At 69.1% G+C, this 15,369-nt stretch carries 10 protein-coding genes; all 10 read left to right on the top strand.

Going from position 1 to position 15,369, the window contains the following annotated elements:
* A partial coding sequence (locus ACTWQR_RS29490) for a hypothetical protein (protein ID WP_443230232.1) occupies positions 1-646 on the top strand: 646 nt, incomplete at its 5' end.
* Between the two features lie 297 nt (positions 647-943).
* Entirely contained in the window at positions 944-4,984 is a 4,041-nt protein-coding gene (locus tag ACTWQR_RS29485; RefSeq protein WP_443230231.1) for a hypothetical protein, read from the top strand.
* On the top strand, positions 4,971-5,915 hold the full coding sequence (locus ACTWQR_RS29480) for a hypothetical protein (RefSeq protein ID WP_443230230.1): 945 nt from the start codon (positions 4,971-4,973) through the stop codon (positions 5,913-5,915). Before ACTWQR_RS29485 ends, ACTWQR_RS29480 begins: the two co-directional genes overlap by 14 nt.
* Positions 5,916-5,999: 84 nt before the next feature.
* Positions 6,000-6,989: a hypothetical protein gene (locus ACTWQR_RS29475; RefSeq protein ID WP_443230229.1), complete on the top strand. Its 990-nt coding sequence runs from the start codon at positions 6,000-6,002 to the stop codon at positions 6,987-6,989.
* A complete protein-coding gene (locus ACTWQR_RS29470; protein WP_443230228.1) occupies positions 6,989-8,194 on the top strand; it encodes a hypothetical protein in 1,206 nt (401 codons plus the stop codon). Before ACTWQR_RS29475 ends, ACTWQR_RS29470 begins: the two co-directional genes overlap by 1 nt.
* 42 nt (positions 8,195-8,236) lie before the next feature.
* A complete protein-coding gene (locus tag ACTWQR_RS29465) occupies positions 8,237-12,160 on the top strand; it encodes a hypothetical protein (protein ID WP_443230227.1) in 3,924 nt (1,307 codons plus the stop codon).
* A gap of 13 nt (positions 12,161-12,173) precedes the next feature.
* Positions 12,174-12,572, top strand: a complete 399-nt coding sequence (locus ACTWQR_RS29460; protein WP_443230226.1) for a hypothetical protein — start codon at positions 12,174-12,176, stop codon at positions 12,570-12,572.
* Positions 12,573-12,675: 103 nt separating this feature from the next.
* On the top strand, positions 12,676-13,086 hold the full coding sequence (locus tag ACTWQR_RS29455; protein WP_443230225.1) for a hypothetical protein: 411 nt from the start codon (positions 12,676-12,678) through the stop codon (positions 13,084-13,086).
* Positions 13,087-13,160: 74 nt separating this feature from the next.
* Positions 13,161-13,484: a hypothetical protein gene (locus ACTWQR_RS29450; RefSeq protein WP_443230224.1), complete on the top strand. Its 324-nt coding sequence runs from the start codon at positions 13,161-13,163 to the stop codon at positions 13,482-13,484.
* Positions 13,485-13,829: 345 nt separating this feature from the next.
* Positions 13,830-14,651 (top strand): hypothetical protein, encoded by an 822-nt coding sequence (locus ACTWQR_RS29445; RefSeq protein WP_443230223.1) that lies wholly within the window; start codon positions 13,830-13,832, stop codon positions 14,649-14,651.
* Positions 14,652-15,369 lie beyond the last annotated feature (718 nt).

The following is a 15,369-nucleotide window of genomic DNA, read 5'->3' as shown; positions in this document are numbered from 1 at the left end:
CCCTCCCCCCGGATGGGGCGGGGGTGTCCCCACGCCGCGACACAAGCCGCGCAGCGCTGCCACTGTCCGCGCGCTGCCGAAACCGGCAACCCAGCTACGCACCAACGAAGAGGTCACGCACATGTCGTTCGTCATCGACCTGGACGCCGAGCGCCGCGAGGTTCAGTACCCCGACGGCATCCCGGTCAAGTTCGGCGGAGAACAGTTCATCTTTCCGGCGGAGCTGCCCGCCGAAGCCCTCGACCCGATCCTGTCGGACGAGCTGGACCTGGTCGGACTCCTCGGCGACGTCATCGACTCAGCCGACGGCGACGCCGGCGTCTCCGAGGTCGTCACCGCCCTGTTCCGGCGCCCGACCCTCCCGCGGAAGTTCCTCGTCGCGATCCGGGAGACGTACGGAATCCTCCTGGGCGACCAGCACGAGGAGTTCCTCAAGAAGCGCCCGTTCATCGGCGACTACGTCCGCCTGACCACCGGCCTCATCAAGGTCTACGGGGTGGAGTTGGGAAAGCTCTTTCGGTCGGCCGACTCGTCCGCGAGCGATTCGCAGACGTTGAATCCGACCTCTCCCGCTTCCACGGAGTCGACGCCCGACGTATCTGGCTTCGTCCCGGACAACCCGGATTCCTCGGACTCCGCCGACTGATCTCTCTCGTCGACGGCCTGCCAGACGACTCCCGGGTCCGTTCAGCCCCTCTCGGCGGCTGGACCAAGGTCCTCGAGCTCCTGGCCCTCGTCGTCGAGGAGATCGGGCTCCTGGCCGCAGACAAGCGGCGCGAGGAGCCGACCACCATCGTTCGCCCGCCGCGCTCCGACGCCGTGACGCACAGCGGCCCCGGCACACCGCCCAGGCCGTCGCAGCCCGCCCCGGAACCGCAGGCACCCCGCATGAGCGGCCACCGCCAGATGCTCGCCGCCGCCATGCAGAGAGGAATGGTCCGAAGTGGCTGAGGGCCTGCAGGCCGGCCGCCTCGACGTGCCGGTCGTCGCCGACCTTTCGGGGTTCGCTGAACGGCTGCGCACGGCCGTCGAGACGGCTGCCGAGGGCCTGGCCGCCAAGATCAAGGTCGAGGTCGACTCCAAGGGCCTGAAACGACGGCTCAAGGAAGCGGTCAAGGAGGCGTCCAAGGGCGTCACCGCGAAGATCCGCGTCGAGATCGACGAGGAGCGGTTCCGCACCACCCTCGACGGCATCCGGCGCCGCATCGACGACACCGACCTGAACATCCCCGTCCGCCCCGATGGAGACGGCAACAGCGGCGGCGGTCTCCTCGCCCGGCTCCGCGGACTCATCGCCGGCGCCCAGGGCGAGGCCGACCGCAACCCGATCGACGTCCCCGTGAACGTGCGGATGCCGAGGGGCGGCCGCAGTCTGCGGATGCTCGGCATCGGCGCCATCGTCTCCCTGCTCCAGCCCGCGGTCGCACTCATCGGCCAGTACGGCGCCGGGCTGACCGCACTCGTCTCCGCGGCCGCGCCCGCGGTCGGTGTCCTCGGTGCGATACCCGGCCTGATCGCCGCGGCGGGCACCGCGGCGATCGGCACGAAGGTCGCATTCAAGGGCTTCGGCGACGCACTCAAGGAGTCGGTCAAGGCCCAGCAAATGATGGCCTCGGACGGCAAGGTCACCGAGGCGCAGCAGAAGAAGCTCAAGGAGGCACTGGACAAGCTCTCGCCGTCGGCCCGCGATGCGGTCAAGGCCGTCTCCTCGCTGCAAGCGGCGTGGGGCAAGGTCCGCATGGCCGTCAGTGAGCGGTTCTTCTCCAAGGTCGCGGACGACATCAAGCCGCTCTCGAAGTCGGTGTTCCCGCTCCTGCAGGACGCCCTCGGCGACTCCGCCTCCCAGATGGGCGAGCTCGCGGAGCGCGGCGCGAAGGCCATGCAGACCGGGGTCTTCCGCAAAGACTTCAAGACGATCGCGGGCACGAACTCCCGCGTCATCGGCACCATGACCGACGGCTTGGCCAACCTCGGTCGCGGCACCTTGGACTTCCTCGTCGCCTCCGGTCCGTTCGTCGAGCGGGTCAGCCGGGGTGGCGAACGGATGACCCAGTGGTTCCGGGCCTCCATGAAGGCGGGTCGGGAAACCGGCAGCCTCGCCAAGTTCCTGGACCACGCTGGCGACAAGGCCGTGCAGCTCGGCCGGACCACCGGCAGCCTGATCAAGGGACTCGGTGGTGTCGGCCGCGCGGCCATGGACACCGGCAACTCGCTGCTCAACGGCCTCGAAGGCAGCATGAAGCGCTTCGAGCGCTGGGCCAACTCGGGCGTCGGCCAGCGGGTCATGCAGCAGTTCTTTTCGGACGCTGCGCCCGTGTTTCACGAGGTCAACGCCTTGTTCGGCGACCTCATGCGCGGGATGGGCCGGTCCATGAGGGACGGCGGAATCCTCGACCTGGTCCGGCAGATCCGAACCGAGTTGATGCCGGCCTTGGGGACCTTCTTCAACGCCCTCGGGCAGACCATCGGGCCAGCGATCATCTCGGTGATCTCGAACATCGCCACAGCGATCGGGAACGTCTCCGCGGCCGGGTCTGGGCTCGGTGTACTGCTCCTGGCGTTCAGTGGCCTGCTCGAGGTCTTCAACACGCTGATGACCATCATCCCCGGCGCGAACACCGTCCTGGCCACGTTCCTGGGCACGATGCTCGCCCTCAAGGTGATCACCGGTGTCGCTGGCATGATCCGCGGCTTCGGCACCTCGGTCGCAGCCGCGGGAACGTCCGCACGCACGCTCGGCACCATCATGCGCGGAAGCCTGGGCCCCGGGGTCATGGGCCCTCAGATCACCACATGGCAGCGCATGGGCCTCGCCTACCAGGGCGCGGCGACACAGGGAAACCGCCTGTCCGGCGCCATGCGCGGAATCGGCGCGGCCAACCGCGTAGCTTCCCGGGCCATCGGCGGCATCACCTCTGCGCTCGGCGGGCCGCTCGGTATCGCTCTCATTGGCGTCACCATCGGGCTCGGCCTGCTTGCCTCACGGCAGGAAGAGGCCGCCCGCGCCACCCAGGCGCACCAGGAGCGGGTGAAGTCGCTGACGGACGCACTGGTCGCGTCCGGCGGGGCGATCGACGCGAATGTCCGCGCCCAGGCCGCGCAACTCCTCCAGGACACGGAGCTCGCCGACGGCAAGGGCAAGTTGGTCGACAGTGTCCGCGAGGCGGGAGTCAGCCTCGGCGATCTGACGAACGCGTACCTCGGGCAGGGCACGTCCCTCGGTGATCTGCAGAAGAAGCTCCAGGAGACAGCCGACGCGCACAAGGTGTGGGTCACCACCGCGACCGGCGCCGCGCAGGCATGGGACGACGAGGGCCTCGCCGCGATCCGGGCCCGCGACGCCATCGGCACGGTGAAGGGCGAACTCGAGGACAGCCAGAAGAAGCACAAGGAACTCGGCGACGCGATCAACCAGTCGGGCACCACCGGCACCGATGCGTACGGCCGTCTCCAGTCCGCCGTGACGACGTTCAGCGACAAGACGAAGTCCGCGGACGAACGTGTCGATGCCCTCAAGCGGGCTCTGGACGCGCTGAACGGCAACACCCAGAGCTTCCATGACGCTGAGGCACAGCTCAACGCCGTGATGCTGCAGATCGACGACACGATGAAGTCGAACATCGAGAAGGCCGACGGCTGGGGCAAGGCGTTGGTCGCCAACGACGGTCTGGTCAACACCACGACCAAGAACGGCCAGAACCTGAACGGACAGCTCACGGAGCTGCGCGACGGCATGCTCGGAGTGGCGACCCGGGCGCAGGAAGCCGCGGAACAGGGCCTGATGCCCATGTCCACCGCGATGGACAAGAGCCAGGAGGCGATGGAGCGGGCCCGCGCGAAGGCCATCCAGCTCGCCACGGACATGGCCATCCCGAAGGCTCAGGCCAAGGCGCTCGCCGATCAGATGGGATTCGTCCCGGACACCATCACCACCCTGGTCACCGCAACGGGCATCCCGGCAGCGACCGCCGAGATCCTCGCCCTGCGCGGCAAGCTGGAGAGCATTCCGCCGGGTAAGGGCATCCAGATCAAGGCGCCCACCATCGAGGCCCGCGCACAGCTCGAGGCCCTCGGCTTCACCGTGCAGCGGATCCCCGGCAGCAAGAACGTCTCAGTCACCGCCCCGACCGGCGGCGCGCGCGTGAACATCTCCGCCCTGGCCCAGGACATCGCCAACGCGCCGGACAAGAAGAAGGTCACCGTCCAGGCGATCATCAAGCAGGCCGCCGGCGACCTGAAAAACGTCCAGGAGAAGGTGGCGGGCCTGCCCAAGGGCAAGAGCATCGACGTCAAGGCGCCCACGAAGACCGCGCAACAGGCGTTGAAGGATCTCGGCTACAAGATCAAGACGGTCGACGGCTCCAACGGCAAGACGGTCCGGATCACCGCCCCGACCGCGTCGCCGCTGGCCAACGTGCAGCGCATTCAGGGAGCGATCAACGGCCTCACCGGTAAGACCGTCCACGTCACCGTCCAGTACAGCGAGTCAGGCAAGCCGTCCGTCGTCCGCACCCACGCGGACGGCGGGATCGTCCACTACGCCAACGGCGGCATCCGAGCGGCCACCAACCGCATCAAGGCGTTCGCGGCCGGCGCCGAGCGGCACATCGCGCAGATCGGAAGACCGGGCGAGATCCGCGTGTGGAATGAGCCCGAGACGCAGGGCGAGGCTTACGTACCCCTCGCGCCCAGCAAGCGCAAGCGCAGCAAGGCCATCCTCGAGCGCGTTGCGGAGATGTTCGGCGGCCAGGTCGTGTACTTCGCCCAGGGAGCCCTCCGTCAGTACGCGAACGGCGCGGTGCGCACCACCGCGGCGAGTGCGCCCCGCTCACGGGCGACCGCTTCACCGGCCGCCGCGGCGCTCGTCGGAGGCGACCTCAACCTGACCATGACCGGCGCGCCCATGACCCCGGGCGCAGCCCTGAGCGACGCCCTGTTCGAGCTGCGCCGTATCCGCCGAGGAGGCGCACATGCCACTCCGTGAGGGCGAATGGAACCTCTCCTACAGTGCCAACGGGGTTCACCCGGCGGCGAACTTCACCTTCGGCACGATCGAGTCTGGCTACTACCTGCTGGAGCCGTACGAGATCACCTATGCCGACGTCGACGCCGGGGACACTCCCATGCCGCGCGAGGACGGGGCCCGGTTCGGCGAGGACTACCGCGGCCAAGCCACCGTCACCTTCGAGGTAGGCGTGGACACCGTCGACGACGCCGCGAACATGATCGGCCGCCACGCTGCCAACCTGGACGCGGTCTCGGTGATGGGGCAGGCCTGGGACGGCAAGGCGGTCCGCAAGCGGATGGCGACCCCGGCGGTGCTGCGCACCACCCAGGGCGGCCGGCCGCGCCGCTTCTACGGACGCCCCCGCAAGTTCGCTCCCGCTGGGTCCAGGCTCACCCGCCAGGGGCACACGCCGGTCGTGGCCACGTTCGTGTGCGTCGATGACACCGCGTACGACGACACCGAGCAGACGCTCCGCGTTGACCTCAATCCGCCGCCGCACCGCGGGCTCGTCGGCCCGCTCGCGGAGCCACTGTCGATGACAGGGCAGGGAGCGACCAAGGTGCCGGGCGAGGCGGTGATCGGGGGGAAGAGTCCCACCTGGCCCGTCATCAGGTTCTACGGGCCGATCAGCAATCCGACGTGCGAGGTCGTCGGCGGCTGGAAGCTGACGTTCAGTGGCCTGACGCTGGGCGCCGGCCAGTACGTCACGGTCGACCCACGGCCGTGGGCCCGGACCGTCCTGCGGAACAGCGGGGCGTCCGTCGCGGGCGACATCACCCGCGGCTCTCCCCGACTGCAGGACCTGCTCCTGCCCGTGGGCCGACACGACTTCATCCTCCGCGGGACCGACGCCACCGGCACGGCGTACATGACGATCACCTGGCGCGACGCCTACCCCTACCTGTGACCCGGGCGCCCCGGCAGGGCGCGACGTTAAGGCCCGCCGGGGGTGAGCCTCCGCTGTCCATCAACAGCAGCGGAGGTAAGACACATGCCGTGGGATTCAGTGCCCTGGTTCACCGAGGGCGGCGCCGAGCACAGCTCCGAGGTGGCCCGACTCCTGGCCTACGCGGCGTTCGCCGGCGCCGAGGGCATCATCGGCAACTCGGATCTGCAGGTGAAGGCCCTCAGCTCGCCAGGGTCCTCGGTGCAGGTCATGACCGGCGCGTGCGCCATCCTCAACCGCGCGGCCGGGGCCAGGTACCAGGCGTACGCCGCACGGCTGCCCAGCGCGGACACCGTGAACATCGCGGCGACCGGCGCGACCGCGCGCAGTGACCTGATCGTCGCGCGCATCGAGAACCCCTACAGCTACGGCGAGACGTGGAACCAGCCAGCTGACCCGACCGTCGGCCCGTACATCTTCACCCGGGTCATCTCCGGTGTTCCGAAGACCACGACCCGGGTCAAGCAGGTCCGCGCCGGTGACTCGGCGATCACCCTGGCCCGCATCGACATTCCGGCGAACACGTCCGCGATCACCCAGGGCATGATCAAGGACCTGCGGGAGATGGCGAACCCCCGCCGCCGACGAGTCGTGCGCGCGCTGCGCGGGACGTGGACCACCCCTGACGAGGTCGGGAACACCAAGTTCCCGAGCTGGGAGGAGTTCCCCAACGGCGCCCGCTGGGACATCGAGGTCCCCGAGTGGGCCACCAAGGCGACGATCATGGCGACCTGGGCGGGTCTCGACCAGCGCAACGCCAAGGACTCGTACGGCCACCTGCGGGCAGTCCTGGGGTCCCTCGCGACTCCCATCACGAACTTCAACTGCGACTGGGTCGGCAGCGCTCAGCGGTTCACGTTCGTCGGTGGCGGCGATGTCACCATCCCGGCCTCCATGCGCGGCAACGTCTACGACCTGGTGCTCGAGGGCTGTGGCGCCTCGAGCGGATACACCGGGGTCCTGGAGGCAGACGGCGGCGCCACGGTCTTCGCGGACATCGAGTTCGTCGAGGACCCGACGGAGGACGCGGTCTGATGCAGGGGTGGCGGTTCATCGCTCAGCGCGCCCTCGGCGATGAGGTCCTCGACTGGGAGGTGCCGTTCGCCCTGTCCTCGAATCCCAAGCGGGATCTGTCCGGGCCGGGGGCGATGACGGGGACCATCACCCCCGAGTACGCGCGCATGATCGGCTCGGACGGTACCCCGATCCTGCAGGAGTGGGGCACCAAGCTGTATCTGGAGATCGACGGCGGCATCCGGTGGGGCGGCATCATCACGAAGACGTCGTTCGACGGGCCCCAGTTCACCGTCGCCTGCGAGGGGTTCAGCAACTACCCGCACGGCATCCCGTACGAGAGCTACATCATCTCCGGGAAGAAGATCACCCCCAAGGATCCGTACGCCGGTAAGGACAAGAACCATGACGGCTGGGTCGACGGGCAGAAGGGCAAGAAGAAGGTCCCCCCGCCGCCGAAGCCGTACGGCGGCCCCCGCATCGACGTCTTCGACGGCTTCCGGCACGTCTGGGCTCACGTCCAGGGCAAGCCCGGCGGCAACATCGGCATCAAGGTCGACACCCACGACCTCGGGGAGCTCCTGGGCACCTCCAATGGTGAAGACCCGTGGGAACTGGCCTGGTGGGACAACCCCGACTGTGGGCAGGTCCTCGACACCCTGACCACACAGACCCCGTTCGACTGGCTCGAGACCCACGAGTGGGCGAACGCGACCAGCAACACCATCAACCACCGCGTCCGGCTGGGAAAGCCACGCCTCGGCCGCAAGCGCCCCGACCTGCGGTTCATGGACGGCGAGAACATCGCCGCCATCGCCAAGCCCGAGGGCATGGGCGACGACTACGCCAACGAGGCCATCGTCCTGGGCAAGGGCGAGGGCAAGAAGATGAAGCGGGCACAGGTCTACCGCCCACGGACCGGCGGCCGACTACGCCGGGTCGTCACCGTCACCGACAAGACCCTGGCCTCCGACAAGTCGCTCCGCAGCCGCGGGGACAAGGAGCTCGCCGGCCGCACCGCGAACCTGCAGATCCCCGCCATCCAGATATGGGACCACCCGAACGCCCGCTTCGGATCGTGGTCCCTGGGCGACGACATCCGCGTCCAGGTGCACGTCCCGTGGGTCGGCGACATCGACGTCTGGCACCGCATCATCGGCGACGAGATCAGCGCGGACGGCCGCTGCACCCTCACCTTGAGGCGCTCGGACTCCTTCCACTACTGAGCACGCGACGTTAGCCATGGCCACCGTTCACCATCCGCGGCCATGGCGAACTTCCTCGACGATCAGACCGATGCGAAGCGCCTGGCGCAGTTGCTCGACGACTACGACCGGCGCCTCAAAGCGCTGGAGCGCACCACCCAGGCCAGCTACACGAGCATCGAGGGCGGCTCCCTCGACATCTACGACGACGAGGGCGTTTTCAAGGGCAGCGTCGGCGTACAGCCCGACGGCGGCGTCGCCCTGGTCCCGGTCAACACCACCCCGCCCCCGACGCCGACCGCCCCGACCATCGAGGCCGTACTCGCCGGCCTCCTCGTCGGCTGGGACGGGCAATGGGAAGACGCCTACACCACCCCCACGGACTTCGCCCTCGTCCAGGTCCACGTCGGTACGACCGCGGAGTTCACGCCGGACCTGACCACGCACGTCGCCACGATCACGGCCCAGGTCGGCGGCACGGTGACGATCGCCATCGAGGGCTACGACACCGTGTGGGTGCGCCTGGTCGGCCAGAACACCGCCTCCCTCACCGGCCCCCCATCCGTGGCCGTACAGGGCCAGCCCCGGCAGGCCGTGGAGCAGGACCTCATCGACGGAATGATCACGGAGAAGAAGCTCGCCGAGAGCGCCGTGACCGCCGCGAAAATCGCGCTGGGAGCTGTCGGCACCACCGCGCTCGCCGACGGTGCAGTCCTCGCGGACAAGCTGGCCAAGGCCGCGGTCACGCTCGGGAAGATCGCCACCGGGGCCGTCACCATCAACGCCCTCGGCGGCGCCCTCAGCGACAGTGCGGCCCAGCGCTACGTCGACACGATGAACGACCCGGCGGCCTGGACGGTCACGGAGAAGGGCACCGGGGCCACCTGGGAGTTCCTTACCGGTGTCACCGATGCCCCGACCAGTCAGCGGGTGGGCCAGGCCACGGGCTACAACCGGCTGCAGGGCACCACGACCATCCCGTACGAGCCGGGGGTGCTGTACCGGCTGAGCGCCCGGGTGCGTCTCAAGGCCGGGACCAGCGACACGTTCTATGTCGGCATCGCCGGCATTGGTGCGGACGGCAAGACGCTCGTCAACCGCACGGGTGTGGCCGGAAGCCCGAACTCGCACTACTACGTCGCCGCCTCCGGTCGGACCATCACGCAGGCAGACGGCTGGGTCACGGTCGTCGGATTCGTGAAGGACAGGGCCGCAACCGGGTCGGCCGGCCCTAACAACGATCCGCGGTCTCCGGGCCTGATGCACAACGACGTCCGGTTCATCGCGCCGTACGTGTGGCTCAACTACACAGGGCTGGGCGCAACGTCGACGAACGTCATGCAAGTCGACTGCGTGACGCTCGAGGCGCTCAAGACGGGCATCGTCGACTCCGTCAACATCACGGCCGGGGCCGTGAACACCGCGGCGCTCGCTGCGGACGCCGTGACCGCGGGGAAGGTCGCCGCGGATGCGATCAGCGCCCGGGAGCTGCAGGCGAATTCCGTCACCGCGCTGGAACTGGCGGCCGGGTCCGTCACCGCGAATGCCGTGGCGGCCGGAGCCATCACGACAGACAAGCTCACCGTCACGGGCGGATCGAACATCCTGCCCGACCCCAGTTTCGAGGGCGCGGTCACCGCCTCGCTGATCCTCGGCCTGTCCTACGCCACGCAGGACAAGACCAAGGGCAACGGCTCCGCTGCCTCGCTGAAGCTCGACAGCCGATCGGCCACCCCTGTCTACCGGGACGTCCCGCTGACGTTGATCCCGGCGTTGCCGGGGGATCAGTTCTACCTCGCCGCGGACTACTTCGTATCCGCGGACTGGGCGGGCACGTCCGTCAACATTCATGCCCGCTGGGAAGACGCCGCAGGGGCAGTCCTCGGGTACGGCGTCGTCGGCACGAGCGGCACGCCGGTACGGGAAGCATGGGCGCGGATATCCGGCACCGTCACGGCGCCGGCCGGAACGGTCCGCGCTGCCATCCGTGTGCAGACCGCGCTGACGACTGCGGGTGACGCCTGGTACGACAACGCGGCGGTCCGTCCGGTGGTCCCGGGGGTTCAGATCGCTGACGGAGCGATCACCGCGCCGAAGATCCTTGCGGGGGCGGTCACCACTGACAAGCTCCTCGCCCTGGCCGTGACCGCGGAGAAGATCGCTTCACTCGCGATCACCACGGACAAGCTCAACGCGCTCGCCGTGACGGCCGACAAACTCGCGGTGAACTCCGTGACCGCTACCAAGATCGCGGCCGGAGTAATCGACGCCACCCATGTCAAGGCCGGATCTCTCACCGCGGACCGGCTCGCGATCGGCGCGGACGGCGGCAACCTGATCGCCGACCCCTCCTTCGAGGGCGCCGTGAGTGTCCAACGCGTCTCCGGGAGGGCAGCGTGGACGCTCGTCGCTGGTGGCAACGGCACCGCGCAGGCACTGCGCCAGGATGCCACCTCCATAGATGAACTTCCGCTCGTCGGCCCGATCCCCGCCACGCCTGGTCAAAAGATGTACCTCGCCATCGACTACAACGCCTCCAGCGACTGGGTGGGCGAACAGGTCCTCATCTATGCCGAGTGGCAGGACGCTTCTGGCACCGCCATCGACTGGGCCAACGTCACCACCGGCGCGGGCCCTGTCGTCCGGGGCGCATGGGCGCGAATCGCCGGGATCGGATCAGTCGTCGCTCCGTCCGGCACCGCGCGGGTAGTCGTCCGCCTCAAGTCGTTCCACTCCACAGCGGGCAGCGTGCTGTGGGACAACGCCGTAGCGCGTTTCGTGACCGCCTCCGGCTTCGCCGGGGCGCGGGCGGAGTTGTCGCCCCTGGGCCTGCAGCTCTACGACGAGGAAGGGGAGGAAGCCGTCGCGCTGCTGACCGGGCGCCCCAACTACCTCACCCTCTCGGCCGACGGCGTGCCGGTCGCGACGATCGACCAGGAGGGCAAGGCGGGCTTTCAGTCGATGGCCATCGCCGAAGGCCTGACCATCGGCGGCGACGACATCACCGCGATCTTCGATCAGCGGCCGCGCGGCATCATCGCGTACGGCGTGCCCGCTACGACCGTGACGTCGACCGGCACGGAAATCGGCTACTTCGAGTTGCCGGCCACGATCGTGGCCGGCCGGATGTACCGCATCAAGTTCCACGCCACAGCCGACTTCGACACTGGCAACGACGGTGAGGCCCGGATCTTCCTCCGAGACGGAGGGGCGTCCACACCCACGATCGCTTCGACGATGCGCCAGAACTGCGTCCTCACCCCGTCACACACGGGCCGGTACTGGACGGCGGAGTTGGAGCACATCGCCCCAGCAAGCGCGCTTGGCGCGGGCCTTCACCGGTTCTTGCTCTCCTTCGACTACGAGGGCAGCACCACGGGCACGACATTCGAGCTCGGTCTGCCGACTACCGGTCGGACCTGCTACTTCATTGTCGAGGACATCGGCCCGGAGATCCCGAAGACCGGCGGCTACAACACCGGGGGCGGCACGGCCACCCCACCCGTCGTTCAGTACACCAAGACGTACAACGCCACCTGGTCCGGCTCCTACGCCGCGCGCGGTTCGTACAACTCGTACTTCGGCAACTCGTGTTACCAGGGCTACTACAGCTCCACCAACGGCATGCAAGCGAGCCTCATCGGCTTCTCCTCCGCCCTGGGCACCGACCTGTCGGGGGCGACCATCCAGAAAGCGGAGGTCTACCTCTACTTCGATCATTGGTACAACAACAGCGGCGGCAAGGCCGTGATCAAGGCGCACAAGCACACCTCCCGCCCGTCCACGTTCTCCTGCGACGCCGAGTCCAAGACCGTGACCTGGGCAAAGAACGAGGGCAAGTGGGTCGACATCACCTCCGTCTTCGACAGCACGACGTGGCGGGGCATTGCCCTGGACCCAAACACCTCCGGCCTGACGTACTACGGCCGCGCGCGCGGCTACGGCCAGACCAATCCCCCGAAGCTGCGCGTCACCTACACCAAGTGAGGAGGCTCCCGCCTTGCCTGCCCTACCACTGTCCCTGAACGCCATCTGCGGTCTCGCCTGCGAGCCGACGTTACTTCCCCGCATTCGCATGGCCATCGCGATGGTCGCGCAGGAAGTGTTCGCCGAGCCCCCGGAGACGGCCGGGTACCCCATGCGCTGGAACCTGTCGAAGACCGTGCTCAGCCCCACCGAGTCGCAGGCCGCGCAGATGATGGTCGGCATCGTCGCCTCGCCGCCCATGCTCGCCGCGGCCGCCGCTGCTGCCGCGGGCGGGGCGACGGACTCGGCGGCCATGGCCGCAGCCATCACGGACGACCAGATCCTCGACGCGATCCGCAGGGGCTGGAACGCCGTCTCCGGCGTCGGCCCCACGTACGCGCAGACGAGGCAAGCCGAGCAGGAGGGGACGTAAGCGCCCGTCGGGGTGCAGCGTTCCGGGCTGCGGGGAGCCGCGGGCTTTCGGGCCCAGGCTCCCGCGCATCCCAACTGACGACTGATGACCGAGGAGGCGCCCCGTGGAGTGGCTCACCTCTCTGGCGCCTGTCCTCTCTCCCCTCTTCGGCATGACGGGAATGCTGGGCGGGGCGTGGCTGGTGTACCGGGGAAACAAGCGCAAGACCGACACCGACGCGCAGGCACAAGAGGCCAGCACGTTCGTAGCGTCTGTGCAGACCGTGACGGAGGGGTTCACCAAGCTCCTGGAGCAGCAGCGCGCGACCACGTCGCAGACGCTCGAGCGGGTGACCACGCTGGAGAACCGGGTCGAGCGGTTGGAGGAGGAACAGCGTCAGTGGAGGCGCTGGAAGGCCGCCGCGGTCGAGTACATCCACCAGCTCCGCGCCATGGTGGCCAAGCTCTACACCGGCCCGACGCCTGCCCCGCCACGTGAGATCGCCGAGGACCTGGCCGACGGGCCCGACGCCTGAGCTAGGACGCGACGCAAGACGTCGGCCGCGCGCACAGTCCGCCCGACACGCAACCTCGTATGAAGGGCAACCCCATGTCTGCAACGCTCGAAGCTCTCTCCACCGGCGGCCAGGTCGGCGCCGTGCTCCCGCTGCTCACCGCGGTCGTGCAGCGCCCCGCCTGGTCGGCTCGGTACAAGAAGGTCGTCGCGGTCGTCGCCGCGGTCGTCGCCGGCGTCGTCGCCGTGGCGGCAGACGGTGGCTGGGACCAGTTCCAGCACGGCAAGCTGACCACGGTCACCATCCTCGGTGTGCTCGCGGCCTCGCAGACGAGCTACGACCTCGTGTGGAAGCCCAGCAAGCTAGCCCCGATCATCGAGGCCATCACTACCAAGAAGACGTCTCAGCAGGCCGAATAAGGCCGACGGGGCAAGGCTGGCCCCCTGCCGGCGGGTACCATCTGCAACGAGGTGGCCGTACCGCTGCCGCGAAGAACGCGTTTGAGATTCCGGTCCAGGGTTCAGTGGCGCAAGACCACACCGCTCGTAAGAGTTGGGGTGTTCCTCCCGCCCGTTGGTTACCTGGCCAATTGGGATCGAGTCACCGGGTGCGTGTAGAGCACTCGGGGCCGGGGAGTGGTTGCTCCTGCGAGGATCCGGCACACGCTGTTCGCGACCGTGCGGCCACCTCGCTCTATGCCAGCGGACACCGCCCGAACAACGGCCCGAGAGCACGGGTCACACCCAAAGTGGAGGAACACACCTATGGCTGATGCGCAGCGCGTCGCGGCCGAGATCAAGCGCCTGTCCCAGATGAGCGAAGACGCGTTCATGGGCACGGTCGTCGAGTACGTCATGGGCGGGACCGACAAGCGCGCACCGCGAGAGGTCCAGGGCCCAGCTCTCCACGATCCCCGCCTCGCCCCCCGCACGCTCGAGGCGCTCAAGACGGCCGTCCGCCGAGCGAAGTTCTTCAACCCCATCCAGGAGGGGGAGAGCAAAAAACGGCAGAAGGCCCGCATCGCGCCGTGGCAGGAGACGATCAAGACCGCGATGCCCCCGGTCGAGGACGTCGTCGACGACCTGGCCCACGAGCACGCGAAAGAGTTGGCGGCCCTCGACGACGACTCCTTCGTCGACCGATGGACGGGGTTCATCCTTGACGAGCCAGCCCCCGCGCCGACGTCTCCCTGGGTCGAAGCACTCGCCTTCCGCTCACCGAGAGTAGCCGTTAGGGCTGCGGACATCTGTCGGCAGATGCTCGAGGAGCCGGCCCGCTTCATGCCCGAGCCGCCCCCCGGCGAAAGTGGCAACGCGCAGGAACGACGCATCGACGGCTTCCGTCGCCGGGTGGAGTCCGAGGCCCGTCTCCTGCGCTACGGCGTGCAGTACGGGGAGGCACGCGAGGGGCGGATGCCGAGCGAGCCGAACGTCCGGCTGCAGGCGCTCAAGCTCCTCGGTGAGCGATACCCCGAGGAACTGATGAAGCTACTGCGGCAGGAGCGCGGAGGGGAGCTCGAGCGAGCTGCGGAGGTGCGGAGGCAGCGGCGCGCCCTCCGGCGCGCGGCCAGGCAGGGCGCGCAGTAGGCGCGCAACCGACTGATCGTCCATGACGAAGGGCGCGCCCGATGGCGCGCCCTTCGTCATGTCCGGGGGGGGAGGCGCTCGGGGCGCGGCCTCGCGCTGGACGGGCGCGATCCTCGGCGCGCGGCCATCCGCGCCGCAGTGCGCGCGCACTCGAGAAGCGATCACCGCGCCGCTGGGCGCTCTACCAGGGCCGCGCGCGTAGTCGACGAGGTCCAGGAGGCCGCGCCTACCGTGACGCGCGAGGTCGGACGCGCGGAGCGCTCCGGAAATGGGCAGGTCAAAGGCGCACGCCCATGGCGCGCTGCCCAGTGCACGCCTCCGCGTGAAGGCCTCGGCGCGGGCCCGCGGTCCGGCCAATCCGGCGCGCGCGATCTTCGGCAGGCGCGCGCCGCGCGGCGCGGGTGGGGCGCGTACCTGCCCGATGGGCACGCCTGGGCGCGCGCGGGAACGCGCTCGGGTCGGCGCGGGGCGCGGTCGGGGTGGCGCCCGGTCTCGAGGCGCGCCTGAGCGCGCGTGGGTCGGCGCGCCAGAAGGACGGCGCGGGTGCGGGTCGGCGCGGTCGGAACGCGCGGGGGATCGGCGCGCGATCACCTGGGCGCGCCTGCAGAGAGGGTGAGGCGCGCGAGCGCGCCGGGCTCAGATGACGTGAGGTGATGAGATCGAGATGGGCGCGGGACGCCCGAGGAGCGCGCCCGAGGGGGCCGGGCGCGCATCGCCT

It is taken from the genome of Streptomyces sp. 2A115 (assembly GCF_052245575.1).
GTDB lineage: Bacteria > Actinomycetota > Actinomycetes > Streptomycetales > Streptomycetaceae > Streptomyces.
The sequence above is the reverse complement of the archived record's forward strand: the minus strand, read 5'-3'. Positions and strand labels throughout refer to the sequence as shown.